Genomic DNA, 13,268 nt, shown 5'->3' on the forward strand with positions numbered 1-13,268 from the left:
GGAAGACCCGTTGGGCGCGCGGGTCGGCGCGAGGACGCCCGTGACCTGGACCGGGGCCGTCAGCGGTCGAGCGTCACCGGCGCGCGCGGCGTCGGCGGGCCCTCGGGGCCGTACCCGAACCGCACCAGCAGCTGGGGCCGCTGGCCGTGCCCGATCAGGGCCGCGGCCGCCCCGCGGAGGTCGGGCCACTCCATCCCCTGGTGGAGCAGCGAGGTGCGCACGCCCAGGGCGGTGGCCACCAGCAGTACCCGCTGGAGCGCCCGGCCCACGACGACCCGGTCCCGCGGCTCGTCCCGCCGGGTGCAGATCACGGCGAGCTGGACGTGGCGTTCGAAGCGGGCCGGCGGCGGGCGCAGCGCGGTGACCGGTCCGGTGAAGTCCCGGGCGGGGATCCGCCCCGTGAGGTCGGCGGGGCCGAGGGCGGTGACCGGGACGCCGTACGGGCCGCCGCCGGGGGGCCGGATCCAGGCGCGGGCCTCGGCGGCGCGGTCCGGGTCGGCGCGGTTGCGGGCCTCGGCGACCGCGGTGAGCCGCAGCAGCCGGCGGGTCACGGCGTAGGGCGGCACCAGCAGACGGGCCCCGGCCAGCCGGGCGGCGGTCGCCATCCGGGCCACCACCGGCTCGGGCACCGGGCGTCCGGTGTAGGGCAGCCGGCTGCTGCGGCGGCGGGCGACGGCGGCGTACAGGCCGAGGTCCGCGAAGGGGTCCGGGCCGGCCGGGTGCGGGCCGCGGGCCGCCGTGTCCACGACGGCGAGGAGGGTGTCGTCGCGCGGATCGGGCAGCAGCCGCACGGCCGGCCGCAGGCCCAGGTGCGCGGCGGCGACCAGCAGGTTCTCCAGGGCGGCTCCCACGGAGATCTGCCGGGCCCGGTGGTCGGGGTCGGTGTGCGGCAGCGCGCGGTGTCCGTCCAGGCGGACCTCCAGCAGCCCGGTGAGCGGGTGCAGGCGAAAGCGCCAGGGCTGGGTGTTGTGCACGGAGGGCGCGGCGGCGGCCGCCGTGAGCATGATGTCGAGCGCCGCGGAGTCGAGTTCCGGAGCGGGGACGAGCCGCATGCCTTCCTCCTCGGAGTCGGGTGCGGTCGGGCGGTGCCGTGACCGGCCGCCATGGCCATCACCTCGCCGGACAGGGCGGGTTCGACGGCGTGGACGCGTCCTTGTCCGGGTTCCGGCAAAGCGGCCCGGGTAATCCCCCCGGCTGCCGGAAGCGGGTCCGGCCGGTGGCGGGCCGCTCGGGCGGGACCACGGCCGCGGTGTCCGCGCCCGCCGCACCTCCTGGTCGGTCAGGGGTCAGCATGCGCCCCGCGCGCCCCGGGCGCCTGTGCCGTTCGGGCCGGGGCCGGGGGCCGAACGGCCCGGACCGGTCCCCCGGCTGCCCCGGCGGGTTTGTCGCGCCGCGTCCGGTCACGGAGGGTCGTTCCATGAGGCGACGAACGACAGGGACCGCGCCCCCGGAGCCGGGGCTGCTGCACCGCGCCTGGCGCCGCCTCGCCGCGTACCACCTGGTCCGTCAGGCCCGCGACCTGGAGCTGATGCACCGGGCCCTCGGCTTCGCCACCCTCGCCCTGGTCACCCTCGCTCCCCTGCTCATCGTGATCGCCGCCGCCGATCCCCTCGGCCGCGGCGGGTTCGCCTCCTGGCTCGCCGACGGCATGGGGCTCCCGGACCGCTCCGCGCAGGTCCTCACCGACATCTTCAGCCCGCCGCCCCGGGTGGTCGGCTCCACCAGCGTGCTCGGCGGCATCACGCTCGCCCTGTTCGGCGTCGCCCTCGGCGGCAGCGTGCAGAACGGCTACGAGCGGATCTGGGGCCTGCCCGCCGGCCGCTGGCACCGCGTCTGGCGGCAGGCGGTGTGGATGGTCGCGCTGACCGCGTTCCTCTACCAGGAGGTCCTCACCCGCGAACTCCCCGGCGGGGTGCGGATCGCCCTCAGCTCGGCGCTCGGCTTCCTGTTCTTCTGGTGGGGCCAGCACTTCCTGCTCGGCGGCCAGGTCACCTGGCGCCGCCTGCTCCCCGGCGCCCTGGCCACCATCGCCGGCCTGGTCGGCCTGCGCGCCTTCTCCTACTACGTCTTCACGCCGCTGATCGTGACCAACGCGATCAGTTACGGCGCGGTCGGCATCGTCCTGGTGGTGGAGTCCTGGCTGATCGGCGTGGGCTTCGTGTTCCACGGCGGGGCGCTGTTCGGCAACTGGCTGGTCCACCACCACGGCCCCGGCCGGGAGCGGCACCGGCGGCCCGAGCGGCGGGTGCGATGATCGTCCCTTCAGCGACCACCGCCGAGGAGCACTCCCCCATGCGACGCCTGCCCGCCGTCACCGGCCTCGACCCTGACCTGCCGATCCTCGTGCGGACCGCCGCCGGTGACGTGCCGGGCTGGGACGCGGTGTCGGCCGCGTTCCGCGAGCACGCCGACGCGGGCGTGCACGTCCTGGACGACCCGGTCTGGGCGGACGCCACCGTGGCGGAGGTCGTGGCCGCCCTCCGCCAGGACGAGGAGCACGTGGTCGTCCTCCTCGCGGACGAGGCCACCCTGCGGGACCCGTCGCACCCCTTGCTCGCCGCCACCCTGGTGACCCGCGAGGACTGCGAGGACGACGAGGAGTACGCCGCGCACGTCGAGTTCGGCGCCGCCTTCCGGGTCACCCCGGCGGCGGCCCACGACGTCCACGCCAACCTCGCCATCGCCAACCTCGGCTATGAGGAGTTCGCCGCGTGGGCCGCCGACGCGGCGGACGGCGTCCTCCGCGGGACCCGCTGACCGGCGGGGCCGTTCAGTCCCGGTCCGCGGCCGTTCCCAGGACCGCGACGAAGCCGGTCCACGCGCCGCGGGTGAAGGCGAGGCGCGGGCCGCCGCGGGCCTTCGAGTCCCGGACCCGCACGACCGCGGCGTCGACGGCGACCTCGACGCAGGCCCCTCCTTCGCCGCTGCTGTAGCTGCTCTTGAACCAGTCCGTCCCTGCGAGCGGTTCGGCGTTCATCGCTCCCCCAGCATCTTCTCGATCAGCGTCGCTGATTCCTCGGGCGTCAGCGCCTGCGCCCTGATGCTGCCATAGCGCGCGGCCAGGATCCGTACCTCGTCCGGGTCCGTGATCAAGCGGCTGACGTGCTGCACCTCCAGGTACGCCATCTGGGGCCTGCCCTTGGGGGTGAGCAGGATGAACGGCCCACCCAGACTGGGGTGCTCCCTGCGCTCCGTGGGCAGCACCTGCAACTCGACGCTCCGCAGGCGCCCGAACCGCAGCAGCGCCTCCAGCTGTTTGCGGTGGACGTCCCAGCCCCCGAGCGGACGTCGCAGCAAGGACTCCTCCAGGATGAATGTCGTGAACGGCGGGGGCCACCGGTCGAAGATCTGCTGACGATGCAGGCGCGCGGCCACGCGCTGCTCCACGGTCTGCTCGTCGAGCAGAGGGCGGCGGGTCGCGAAGACCACGCGTGCGTGCGCCTCCGTCTGCAGCAGCCCGGGGACGGCGAGCGAGCTGTAGTCGTGCAGCTCCACCGCGTCCGCCTCGAGCCGCGCGTAGTCCCGGAACCACTCCGGATGCCGCACGCGCCGCCGCGCCTTCGCCCGGTCCACGTCCTCCGCCGCCGCGGCGAGCAGCCCACCGCACTCCAGCACCCGGTCCACCGCGGCCAGCAGCTCCGGCTGCGGTGTCCGCCGGGCCCGTTCGACCGACGAGATCGTCTCCTCGCCGTAGCCGATGCGCTCGCCCAGTTCCTTCTGGCTCAGGCCCGCCCGCTCCCGGGCGACCCGGATCTGCCGGCCGAGGGCCCGGAACAGGTCCGCGACCTCGTCCGTGCCGTCCGCCTCTTCGCCCATCTCCGTACCGCCTCCCCTTGGTCCACGTGGCGGCCGGACGCCGGTACGGCGCCCCGGACGCACCCGTACAGTCACCCTCCGTACCGCCCACAGCGCCCCCAACGGTAGGCGGATTCCCTCACCCTCGGTGATGTGAATCAGCAATCCGTCACCGCCCCAGGTGATCCGAACCTCGACGACACCCTCCGGTTCCGCCGGCTGTTCCCCACCACCGCGCGGGGGGCGCACGGCGTCCGGCACGCCGCCGAACGGTGGCTCGCCGCGCGGCCGGGGCAGCGCGGCGGCCCGGACGTCGCGTTTCTCCTCGTCGCCGAGCTCACCGCGAACGCGGCCCGGCACGGCCGGGTGCCCGGCAGGAGCGCGCGTCTCGCGCTCACCCTCACGCCCGGGACGCTCCACATCGAGGTCACCGACGCCCGCGGCGACCGCCTGCCGGTGCCCGCCCCGGCGGACGCGGAGGACGAGTCGGGACGCGGCCTGCTCCTCGTCACCTCGCTCGCCGACGCCTGGGGCTGGGAGCCGTACCCGCCGAGCGGGAAGACGGTGTGGGCGCGGTGCCCCTGGTAGCCCGGCGCCGGGCGGCCGCACAGTGGCGCGTTCCGAGCGCGCCACCGCGCCCCGCGGTGGGCAGAACACCGGCATGACACCTACCTCACGCGCCCTGCGGCTCACGGCGACGCTGCTCACCGGGACCGTCGCCCTCTACATGACCCTGGTCGCCTTCGGGAACATCACCGACTTCGGCACCAACCAGGCGTTCGTCCGCCATGTGCTGGCCATGGACACCACCTTCGAGGACCCGGACCTGATGTGGCGGGCGATCACCAGCGAGGGCCTCCAGGACGCGGCGTACGTCCTGATCATCGTCTGGGAGAGCGTCGCCGCGCTGGTCCTGCTGTTCGGTACCTGGCTCTGGTTCCGCCGGGACCGGTCGAGGGCCCTGCGGATCAGCACCTACGGCCTGCTGATGGTGATGCTGCTGTTCGGCGTCGGCTTCATCGGCATCGGCGGCGAGTGGTTCGCCATGTGGCAGTCCGACCAGTGGAACGGGCTGGACGCCGCGACGCGGGTCTTCACCCTGAGCGGCATCGTGCTGCTCGTCTGCCACCTGCCGTTCAGGTCGCCGGCGGACGAGTGACCGCTGGGGCGCCGGCGCAGGCCGGCGCCCCCCCCAGGAACCTGGCCGACAATCGACGGATGACCGGAAAGCAGCCGTGATGAGGCGTGCGCGGCATGTGTCCGAGGTGTTTCAGAGTGTGATGTTCACGCCAACTTTTCCGGTCCCGGACGGCGCCCCGGCCGCCCTCCGGTGCGTTGTGTGAAGGTGTCGTCACATCGGGCGGCCTGGACCTACCCAAACGGAGGCCGCCCTTCGGGGCGCCGGCGCCGGATCGTCCCGCCATGACCACTTCCGCACCCTCGACGGGCGTCGCCGCCTCCGCGGGGCAGACGGGGCGCCTCCGGCGTCCCTAGCCTCCCGGTCATGCGATCACGGAACCTGAGACGAATCGGCCTCACCGGCATCCTCGGCCTCGCCCTGGCGCTCGTGGGTCTCGCCCCCGCCGCCCAGGCCGCGTTGCCCTCGCCGGCCACGCTGACCTTCGCCACCGACACGGCCACCACGACGCCCGGCGGCACGGTGCAGCTGTCGATGACGCTCACCAACAACAAGACCTACGACCTCTGGTTCATGTACCAGACGATCGACCCGACGTGGCTCACCACCCAGCGCCCGGACCTCAAGTACAGCTTCACCGGCTGCAGTCTGGCCACGCCGAACGGCAGCGTGCCGTGTTCCGGCACCGGGCCGGCCGACCTCGGCGGCAACTACGGGGCCACCGTCCCGCCCGGCCAGAGCCGGACGGTGACGCTCACGCTGCAGATAGCCCCCGACTCCGGGTGCAACGGCAACATCGGCTTCTACTCGTACTACTACGCCGAGTTCAGCGACACCACGAACGTCAGCGGCGGCCCGGTGTACACGCCGGAGACCCGGGTGCTCTGCGCCTGACGCCCTCCTGTCCGGATCCCGCCGGTCGCCCTGGGCGGCCGGCGGGCCCACGGGCCTGCGGAAAGGCGCGGACAACAGCGATTTCCCGTCAGCTTCCACAACAAGCCCACAATCACCGTACAAAGACATCATGATCTGACATGACCAAAGCGGCGACGACGGAATCTGTGGGGGAATCCGGCGTCGCGCACCAGGGGGACGCCGGCCCCGGGCTCCATGGCGAGCCGTCGCGGGCCGCGCCCACCCGTCCCGGGGGAGGGAACCGCACCGCATGAAGCGGACCACACGTACCACCGTGCTCACGGTGGTATCACTCATCGCCGCCCTGGCACTGCCGACCACAGTCGCCCAGGCGGACACCGACCGGCACCGCGTCGACCTGCGGGTCCTGGTGGTGAGCGACGGCGGCCCGGCCACCGACGCCGTCATGGCCGAACTGGACACGGCGGGCACGCCGTACACCGAGGTCGACCTCGCCCGGTCCGACCGGCCGGTGATCGACTCCGCGTTCCTCGCGGACACCGTGGACGGCCTGCCGCGGGCCAGGTACCAGGCCGTCGTCCTGCCCAACGACAACCCGTTCCCGGCCGGCTCGGCCGAGATGACGGCGCTCGCCGACTACGAACGCGCCTACGACATCCCGCAGGTGGACGCCTACACCTACGCCCGCCCCGAGGCCGGCCTGCAGTACCCGGTGTACGGCGGCTACTCCGGCAGCCTCGACGGCGTCACCGCCACGGTCACCGCCGCCGGTAAGGCCGGGCCCTTCGGCTACCTGGAGGGGGCCGTCCCGTTCGAGGACAACTCCCCGACCGTCGGGGAGAGTTACGGCTACCTGTCGACACCCGCCGCCGGCGCCGACTTCACCACCTACGTCGACGCCCCGATCCCCGGCACCAGCCGGCGCGGCGCCCTCGTGGGCGAGTACCGGCACGACGGGCGACGCGAACTGGTCGTGACCTTCGTCTACAACCAGCACCAGCAGCAGTACCGGCTGCTGGCCCGCGGCATCGTCGACTGGATGACCGGAGGGGTGCGCCTGGGCGCCTCCCGCAACTACTTCGCCGTCCACGTCGACGACGTGCTCGCGGTCGACGACCGCTGGGACTCGGACCTCAACTGCACGCCCGGCGACGTGGACTGCCCGCCCGGCCAGGGCACGCCCGATCCGATCCGCATGGTCGCCTCGGACGTCGACCACGCCGTCGCCTGGCAGCGCGAGCACGACTTCACCCTCGACCTCGCCTTCAACGCCGCGGGCAGCATCGACCACCGCCAGGACAACGGCGGCGCGGACCCGCTCACCGACCGGCTGGTCGCCGAACGCGACGAGTTCCGGTGGATCAACCACACCTACTCGCACGCCTTCCTCGGATGCCGGCAGGACACCACCGTGGTGCCGTGGCGCTGCGCCACCGACCCGGGCGGTTCCGTGGCGTGGGTCGGCAGGACGGAGATCTCCACCGAGATCTCCCTCAACCGCTACTTCGGCCAGGTCTCCGGGTTCCCCATGGACAACGGGGAACTGGTGACCGGCGAGCACTCGGGCCTGAAGGTGCTGCCGCAGCAGCCCGCGGACAACCCCAACCTGGGCCCGGCGCTCGCCGAGAACGGCGTCACCTGGCTCGCCTCGGACAACTCCCGCGACCCCGTGCAGCGGCGGGTCGGCCCGGCCACGACCGTCTCCCGCTACCCGATGAACATCTTCTTCAACGCCGGCCGGGCGGCCGAGCAGGTCGACGAGTACAACTGGATCTACACCAGCCGCGCGCAGGGCGGCAGCGGCATCTGCGAGGACAACCCGGCCACCACCACCTGCCTGCCGGCCCCGCTCGACCCGGCCACCGGCTTCACCGGCCACATCGTGCCGCTGGAGACGCGCATCGCGCTCGGCCACGTCCTCGCCAACGACCCCAAGCCGCACTTCATCCACCAGTCCAACCTGGCCGAGGACCGCATCGCCTACCCCGTCCTGACGGCCGTGCTCGAGGGCTACGACGCCCTGTTCACCGACAGCGCGCCCGTGGTGAACCTGCGCATGAAGGACATCGGCGTCGAGCTGCAGCGGCGCGGCGCCTGGCAGGACGCCGTCCGGGCCGGCCAGGTCACCGCCCACCGGATCGGCTCCACGGTGACCGTGCGGGCCCCGGCCGGCATGGCGGTCACCGCCACCATGCCGAGCGGCACCACGCTGAACGGCGCCGGCTTCGGCGGAGCCTACGCGGGCACCGTCTCCGGCTGGACGCCGTCCGCGAACGGGGGGCTCACCCTCACCCTGCCGCCGTCCTCCCCCGCCCCGTCCGGCGGTTCCGGCACGACCGCGGACGCCGGCCGGCGTACGTCCCGCCCCGCTCCCGACACCCACGTCCCCGAGGGCGTGACCGAACCGGTGCCGTTCAGCGGCCTGCGCTGACCGACGCCTGCGGTTCCCGGCCACGACTCCCGTGGCCGGGACCGCACGACCATCTCCCGACCCGGCCGGGGAGCACCCGCATGCAGCTCCATCCAGGGGCGCGCCGCCATGCCGCGACGCACGTCACCCTGCTCACCGAAGGCACCTACCCGCACAGCCACGGAGGCGTGAGCGTCTGGTGCGACCAACTCGTCCACGGCATGCCCGACCTGCGCTTCGACGTCCTCGCCGTCACGGGCACCGGCCGTGAGGCGGTCGTCTGGGACCTCCCGCCGCACGTCTCGCGGGTCCGCTCCGTCCCGATGTGGGGCCCCGCGCCCGAGGGGCGCCCGCCGCGCGGTCGCGCCCGCCGCCGACTGGCGCAGAGCTACGAGCGGTTCCTGAGCGCGCTGCTGGACCCGCGCGCCGAGGAGGGCTTCGCGCCCTCCCTGTACGCGCTGGCCGCGGCCGCGGCGGACGGCACGCTGAGCCCCTTCCTCCGCGACGACCAGGCCATCACCGTGCTCACCTCCGTCTGGAACCGGCCCGGTGTGCCCGCGCGGGAGGCCGGGCCCACCCTGCACGACGCGCTCACCGCCACCGGTCTCCTGGAGCACGCCCTGCGCCCGCTGGCCGCGCCGCTGCCGGAGCACGGCGTGGCGCACGCGGTCAGCGGAGGCGTGGCCGCCCTCCCGGGCCTCGCCGCCCTGGAACGCCACGGGGTCCCGCTGCTGCTCACCGAACACGGCGTCTACCTGCGGGAACGCTACCTGGGATACCGGACGGCGCCGTACAGCTGGCCGGTGAAGGCGGTGGTCCTCGGCTTCTTCCGGCTGCTCGCCCAGGAGACCTACCGCCGGGCGGCCCTGATCACCCCGGGCAACCGCTACAACCGGCTGTGGGAGGAGGAGGGCGGCGCGGCCCCCGGATCCATCCGCACCGTGTACAACGGCGTCGACCCCGCCGCGTTCCCGCCCGCCGGGCCCGAGCCGGCCACCCCGACCCTGAGCTGGGCCGGACGCGTCGACCCGATCAAGGACCTGGAGACGCTGATCCGGGCCTTCGCGCGGGTCCGCGCCCGGCGGCCGGACGCCAGGCTCCGCCTGTTCGGGGGGACACCGCGCGGCGGGGAGGGCTACCGGGAACGCTGCGAGGCCCTGGCCGCCGAACTCGGCCACGCCGACGCCGTCACCTTCGAGGGCCGGGTCGAGGACATCAAGGACGCCTACGCGGCCGGCAACGTGGTGATGCTGTCCAGCATCAGCGAAGGCTTCCCCTTCACCCTGATCGAGGCCATGTCCTGCGGGCGGGCCACCGTCTCCACCGACGTGGGCGGGGTGCGGGAGGCCGTCGGCGACACCGGGCTCGTCGTGCCGCCCCGCGACCCGGAGGCGATGGCCGCGGCGGCGCTGGAGCTCTTCGACGACGCGGAGCGCCGCCGGGCCATGGGCGAGGCGGCCCGGCTGCGGGTGATCGAGCAGTTCACCCTGCGCCGCACCGTCGAGACCTTCCGCTCCATCTACCTGGAGCTGGCGGGGGACGGCGAACCGGCGAGAGACGACGGGGACCTCCGCGCCACCGGGCACGCCGGCCCGAGGAGCGTGGCCATATGAGCGGACCGATGCCCCTGGAGCCGCACGGCACCGACCAGGAGACCCTGGCGATCCGGCTGGCCGGAACCCCGCGGAAGGCCCGCAGGGCGTACACGCGCCACGACCGGACCGTCGCCCTGCGGCGGCTCGACCTCCCCGAACCGGCTGCCGACCGCGACGGGCCGCGCACCGACGGGCCGCGCCACGGCGGCCGGGGCGACGGCCGGGGCGACGACGGCACCGTCGCGCTGCGGCGGGCCGTCCCGGCCGGGAGGTCCTCCGCCACCACGCGCCACGACGGCACCATGGCCCTGCGGATCCCCCGGTACGAGCCGGACGAGGAGCAGATCGGCCTGCTCGCCGCCGAACTCGCCGACCAGATCGGCCCCGCCGTCCACCCGTACGAGGTCGCCGCGCTGCTGGAGGCCGAGGGGATGCCGGTCGAGGTGATCAGGGAGCGGTACGGGCACCCCAACCTCTTCTCCCTCGCCTCGGCGCTGTACGACCGGGTGCCGCGGGTGTTCCCCGAGCCCGGCCGGGCGGCCGACCTCTGGCGTCCGGACACCGTGCGATGCCTGCTGCGCGGTGTGCTGTTCGCGCTGCCGGGCCTTGCCTACCTGCTCGCCGCCCCGCTGTGGCCGACCACCCGGCACGCCCCCGCGCTCATCCTCGCCGCGGTGGTCTCCTGGGCGTGGGGGCAGGCCCTGGGCCACCGCGCCCACCTGCGGATGACGGCCGGCCGCGGCGAGGCCGGGCGCACCCTGCTGGCCGGGGCGTCACTCGGCGCCCTGGTGGCGACCGCCGCCGCGGTCCCGGTCGCGGGGCCGGACCCCGTACTCCTCGTGGTCGCCGCGCAGTCGGCGTACCTGGCCGCGGCGGGCGTGCTGCTGGTGCTCGCCCGGGAACGCCTGCTGCTCGCCGCGCTCAGCCCGCTGGCGGCCGGGGCCGCGGCGCTGCCCTGGTGGGAGCCGGGCTCCGCGCTCCGCCTGGGGCTTCCGCTGCTCGCGCTGGCCGCCACGCTCGCCGCCGCCGCCGGGACGCTGCGGAAGGAACTGGCCGTCGCCCCGGCCGACGGCCCCCGGCCGCGGCTCGGCGTCTCCGTGCCCTACGGGGTGTTCGGGCTGTCCGCCGCGGTGCTGGTCCTCTTCGAGGGACAGCGGGACCCGTACGCGGTGATCGCGCTGACCGTGAGCATGGGCCCGGCCGAATGGCTCCTGTACCGCTACCGCGGCTGGTCGGTGGCCGCACTGCGGGTGACCGCCACACCCGCGGCGTTCCTGCTCCGCTCGGCCGGGATCCTCACGCTGTGCCTGCTCGCCTACCTCGCCCCGCTGCTGGCCGCCGCCCTGCTCCTGGAGGCCGAACCGGTGCCGCTGCTGCTCCTCGCGGCGACGCTGTGGACCGCCCTGCTGCTCCAGGCGTTCGGTGACGCCTGGCCGTCCGCGGCCGTCTGCCTGGCGGCGGCCGGTTCGACGGGCGCGGTCGCCCTGCTGAACCCGCCGGCGCATCCGGCGGTGTTCCCGGTGTGCTGCGGCGCCGCCGCCGTGCTCCTGACGGCGTGCGCGCTGCGGCTGCTCGGCCGCCCCGCGCCGCACGCCTGACGCCAACCCCCGCCCGTTGCTCCCCGCCCGTTGCCCGTTGCCTGTTACCCGTTGCGCGACCGTAGTGCCGGAAGGAACCCCTCAGTTGACCTCGTCGACCTCCTCCTCGTCCCCGCTCGCCGCCGTCACGGGAGCCGAGGGCTTCATCGGCTCCCACCTCACCGAACTCCTGGTCGCCTCCGGGTACCGGGTCAGGGCCATGGCCCAGTACAACTCCTTCTCGTCCTACGGCTGGCTGGAGACCCTCCCGCGGGACGTCCTCGACCAGGTCGAGGTCGTCCTCGGCGACGTCCGCGACCCCGGCTCGGTACGCGGCCTCCTGGAAGGCGCCGACTGCGCCTACCACCTGGCGGCGTTGATCGCGATCCCGTACTCCTACCAGGCCCCGCACAGCTACGTCGACACGAACGTGACCGGCACCCTCAACGTGCTGGAGGCGGTGCGGGCCCTGGGCACGCCGCGCCTGGTGCACACCTCCACCAGCGAGACGTACGGCACCGCGCGGACCGTGCCGATCACCGAGGACCACCCCATCAACACCCAGTCCCCGTACGCCGCTTCGAAGGCGGGCGGGGACCGGCTGGCCGACAGCTACCACGCCAGCTTCGGCACCCCGGTGGTGACGCTGCGCCCGTTCAACACCTTCGGGCCCCGCCAGTCGATGCGGGCGGTGATCCCGACCGTCATCGGCCAGGTCGCCGCCGGAGAGCGCACCATCACCCTCGGCGACCTGCGCCCCACCCGCGACTTCACCTACGTCAAGGACACCGCCCGGGCGTTCCTCGCGGTCGGCACCGCTCCCGCCGAGCAGGTCGTCGGCCGCACCCTCAACGCCGGCACCGGCGGCGAGATCTCGGTCGGCGACCTGGTCGCCCTGATCGGCAAGGTCATGGACGCCGACCTCGACGTCCGCGAGGACGCCGCGCGCATCCGGCCCGCGAACTCCGAGGTGATGCGCCTGGTCGCCGACGCGACCCGGCTCACCGCGGCGACCGGATGGCGGCCCGCGCACAGCCTGGAGGAAGGACTCGCCCACACCGTCGAGTTCTTCCGCGACCCGGCCAACCTGGCCCGCTACAAGACCGGCATCTACAACATCTGACGTCCCACAGCCCGCCCAGCAGCAAGGAGACCCCCCATGCACGCAGTGATTCTGGCCGGTGGCAAGGGCGTCCGGCTCCGGCCGTACACGACGTCGCTGCCCAAGCCCCTCGTCCCCATCGGCGGCGAACACGCCATCCTGGAAATCGTGCTGCGCCAGCTGGCCTCGGCCGGCTTCCGCAGCTGCACCATCGCCATCGGGCATCTGGGCGAGATCATCCGGGCGTTCGTCGGCGACGGCTCCCGGTGGGGCATCGAGGTCACCTACTCCACGGAGGACAACCCGCTGGGCACCATGGGCCCGCTGCTCACCATGCGGGACCGCCTGCCGGAGACGTTCCTGGTGATGAACGGCGACGTCCTCACCGACCTCGACTACGCCGACGTCCTGCGCGACCACGAGGTCTCCGGCGCCGCGCTCACCATCGCCACCTACGCCCGCAAGGTGAACATCGACTTCGGGGTGCTCACCACCGACGACGGCAGAGTCGTCGGCTTCTCCGAGAAACCCAGCCTGGACTACCGCGTGTCCATGGGCGTCTACGGCCTCTCCCGTTCCGTCCTCGACTCCTACACCCCCGGTCTGCCGCTCGGCTTCGACGAACTGGTCCTCGACCTGCTCGCCGCGGACCGCCCGCCGCACGCCTACGAGTTCGACGGCTACTGGCTGGACATCGGCCGGCCCGACGACTACGACCGGGCCAACGCCGAGTTCACCAGCCGCAAGCAGATGCTCCTCAAGGGGGCATGACGTC

General features: G+C 74.0%; 13 protein-coding genes. 10 read left to right on the forward strand and 3 right to left on the reverse strand.

All coding sequences use genetic code 11. From position 1 onward, the window contains the following. Nucleotides 1-59: 59 nt before the first annotated feature. The gene (locus ACWD3O_RS22130; protein ID WP_451417065.1) at nucleotides 60-1,052 is read right to left on the reverse strand and encodes an Acg family FMN-binding oxidoreductase; all 993 of its coding nucleotides are present in this window, start codon (nucleotides 1,050-1,052) and stop codon (nucleotides 60-62) included. Between the two features lie 365 nt (nucleotides 1,053-1,417). On the opposite strand from ACWD3O_RS22130, the gene ACWD3O_RS22135 reads away from it, so the two are divergent. Both ACWD3O_RS22135 and ACWD3O_RS22140 read left to right on the forward strand, forming a co-directional pair. Next, nucleotides 1,418-2,254, forward strand: coding sequence for a ribonuclease BN (locus ACWD3O_RS22135; RefSeq protein WP_451417066.1), 837 nt, complete (start codon nucleotides 1,418-1,420; stop codon nucleotides 2,252-2,254). Between the two features lie 38 nt (nucleotides 2,255-2,292). Then, nucleotides 2,293-2,757 (forward strand): DUF6924 domain-containing protein, encoded by a 465-nt coding sequence (locus tag ACWD3O_RS22140; protein ID WP_451417067.1) that lies wholly within the window; start codon nucleotides 2,293-2,295, stop codon nucleotides 2,755-2,757. A 13-nt stretch (nucleotides 2,758-2,770) separates the two neighbouring features. Here ACWD3O_RS22140 and ACWD3O_RS22145 read toward each other — a convergent pair whose 3' ends face one another. Together ACWD3O_RS22145 and ACWD3O_RS22150 are read right to left on the reverse strand one after the other, a co-directional pair. Beyond that, the gene (locus ACWD3O_RS22145) at nucleotides 2,771-2,977 is read right to left on the reverse strand and encodes a DUF397 domain-containing protein (protein WP_451417068.1); all 207 of its coding nucleotides are present in this window, start codon (nucleotides 2,975-2,977) and stop codon (nucleotides 2,771-2,773) included. Further along, entirely contained in the window at nucleotides 2,974-3,816 is an 843-nt protein-coding gene (locus ACWD3O_RS22150) for a helix-turn-helix domain-containing protein (RefSeq protein WP_451409422.1), read from the reverse strand. Before ACWD3O_RS22150 ends, ACWD3O_RS22145 begins: the two co-directional genes overlap by 4 nt. Nucleotides 3,817-3,948: 132 nt before the next feature. On the opposite strand from ACWD3O_RS22150, the gene ACWD3O_RS22155 reads away from it, so the two are divergent. From ACWD3O_RS22155 to ACWD3O_RS22190, 8 genes are all read left to right on the forward strand, one after another. Beyond that, a complete protein-coding gene (locus ACWD3O_RS22155; protein ID WP_451409421.1) occupies nucleotides 3,949-4,383 on the forward strand; it encodes an ATP-binding protein in 435 nt (144 codons plus the stop codon). A gap of 73 nt (nucleotides 4,384-4,456) precedes the next feature. Beyond that, on the forward strand, nucleotides 4,457-4,954 hold the full coding sequence (locus ACWD3O_RS22160; protein WP_451417069.1) for a DUF2165 domain-containing protein: 498 nt from the start codon (nucleotides 4,457-4,459) through the stop codon (nucleotides 4,952-4,954). A 345-nt stretch (nucleotides 4,955-5,299) separates the two neighbouring features. After that, nucleotides 5,300-5,827, forward strand: a complete 528-nt coding sequence (locus tag ACWD3O_RS22165; RefSeq protein WP_451409419.1) for a hypothetical protein — start codon at nucleotides 5,300-5,302, stop codon at nucleotides 5,825-5,827. A 271-nt stretch (nucleotides 5,828-6,098) separates the two neighbouring features. Beyond that, nucleotides 6,099-8,240: a hypothetical protein gene (locus tag ACWD3O_RS22170; protein WP_451409418.1), complete on the forward strand. Its 2,142-nt coding sequence runs from the start codon at nucleotides 6,099-6,101 to the stop codon at nucleotides 8,238-8,240. An 80-nt stretch (nucleotides 8,241-8,320) separates the two neighbouring features. Beyond that, the gene (gene pelF, locus ACWD3O_RS22175) at nucleotides 8,321-9,832 is read left to right on the forward strand and encodes a GT4 family glycosyltransferase PelF (protein ID WP_451417070.1); all 1,512 of its coding nucleotides are present in this window, start codon (nucleotides 8,321-8,323) and stop codon (nucleotides 9,830-9,832) included. Beyond that, complete coding sequence (locus ACWD3O_RS22180; RefSeq protein ID WP_451417071.1) at nucleotides 9,829-11,412, forward strand: hypothetical protein; 1,584 nt, start codon at nucleotides 9,829-9,831, stop codon at nucleotides 11,410-11,412. Before pelF ends, ACWD3O_RS22180 begins: the two co-directional genes overlap by 4 nt. 85 nt (nucleotides 11,413-11,497) lie before the next feature. Beyond that, nucleotides 11,498-12,514 (forward strand): GDP-mannose 4,6-dehydratase, encoded by a 1,017-nt coding sequence (locus ACWD3O_RS22185; RefSeq protein ID WP_451409415.1) that lies wholly within the window; start codon nucleotides 11,498-11,500, stop codon nucleotides 12,512-12,514. A gap of 36 nt (nucleotides 12,515-12,550) precedes the next feature. Continuing rightward, the gene (locus tag ACWD3O_RS22190; RefSeq protein WP_451409414.1) at nucleotides 12,551-13,264 is read left to right on the forward strand and encodes a nucleotidyltransferase family protein; all 714 of its coding nucleotides are present in this window, start codon (nucleotides 12,551-12,553) and stop codon (nucleotides 13,262-13,264) included. Nucleotides 13,265-13,268: the final 4 nt, after the last annotated feature.

This window comes from Streptomyces sp. NPDC002640 (assembly GCF_053592575.1).

Excerpts from the sequence above, each read along its gene's own strand:
- ACWD3O_RS22165 (WP_451409419.1), top strand. The coding sequence starts at position 5,300 with ATGCGATCACGGAACCTGAGACGAATCGGCCTCACCGGCATCCTCGGC.
- ACWD3O_RS22160 (WP_451417069.1), top strand. The coding sequence starts at position 4,457 with ATGACACCTACCTCACGCGCCCTGCGGCTCACGGCGACGCTGCTCACC.
- ACWD3O_RS22150 (WP_451409422.1), bottom strand. The coding sequence starts at position 3,816 with ATGGGCGAAGAGGCGGACGGCACGGACGAGGTCGCGGACCTGTTCCGG.
- ACWD3O_RS22170 (WP_451409418.1), top strand. The coding sequence starts at position 6,099 with ATGAAGCGGACCACACGTACCACCGTGCTCACGGTGGTATCACTCATC.
- pelF (WP_451417070.1), top strand. The coding sequence starts at position 8,321 with ATGCAGCTCCATCCAGGGGCGCGCCGCCATGCCGCGACGCACGTCACC.
- ACWD3O_RS22180 (WP_451417071.1), top strand. The coding sequence starts at position 9,829 with ATGAGCGGACCGATGCCCCTGGAGCCGCACGGCACCGACCAGGAGACC.
- ACWD3O_RS22135 (WP_451417066.1), top strand. The coding sequence starts at position 1,418 with ATGAGGCGACGAACGACAGGGACCGCGCCCCCGGAGCCGGGGCTGCTG.
- ACWD3O_RS22130 (WP_451417065.1), bottom strand. The coding sequence starts at position 1,052 with ATGCGGCTCGTCCCCGCTCCGGAACTCGACTCCGCGGCGCTCGACATC.
- ACWD3O_RS22140 (WP_451417067.1), top strand. The coding sequence starts at position 2,293 with ATGCGACGCCTGCCCGCCGTCACCGGCCTCGACCCTGACCTGCCGATC.
- ACWD3O_RS22190 (WP_451409414.1), top strand. The coding sequence starts at position 12,551 with ATGCACGCAGTGATTCTGGCCGGTGGCAAGGGCGTCCGGCTCCGGCCG.
- ACWD3O_RS22145 (WP_451417068.1), bottom strand. The coding sequence starts at position 2,977 with ATGAACGCCGAACCGCTCGCAGGGACGGACTGGTTCAAGAGCAGCTAC.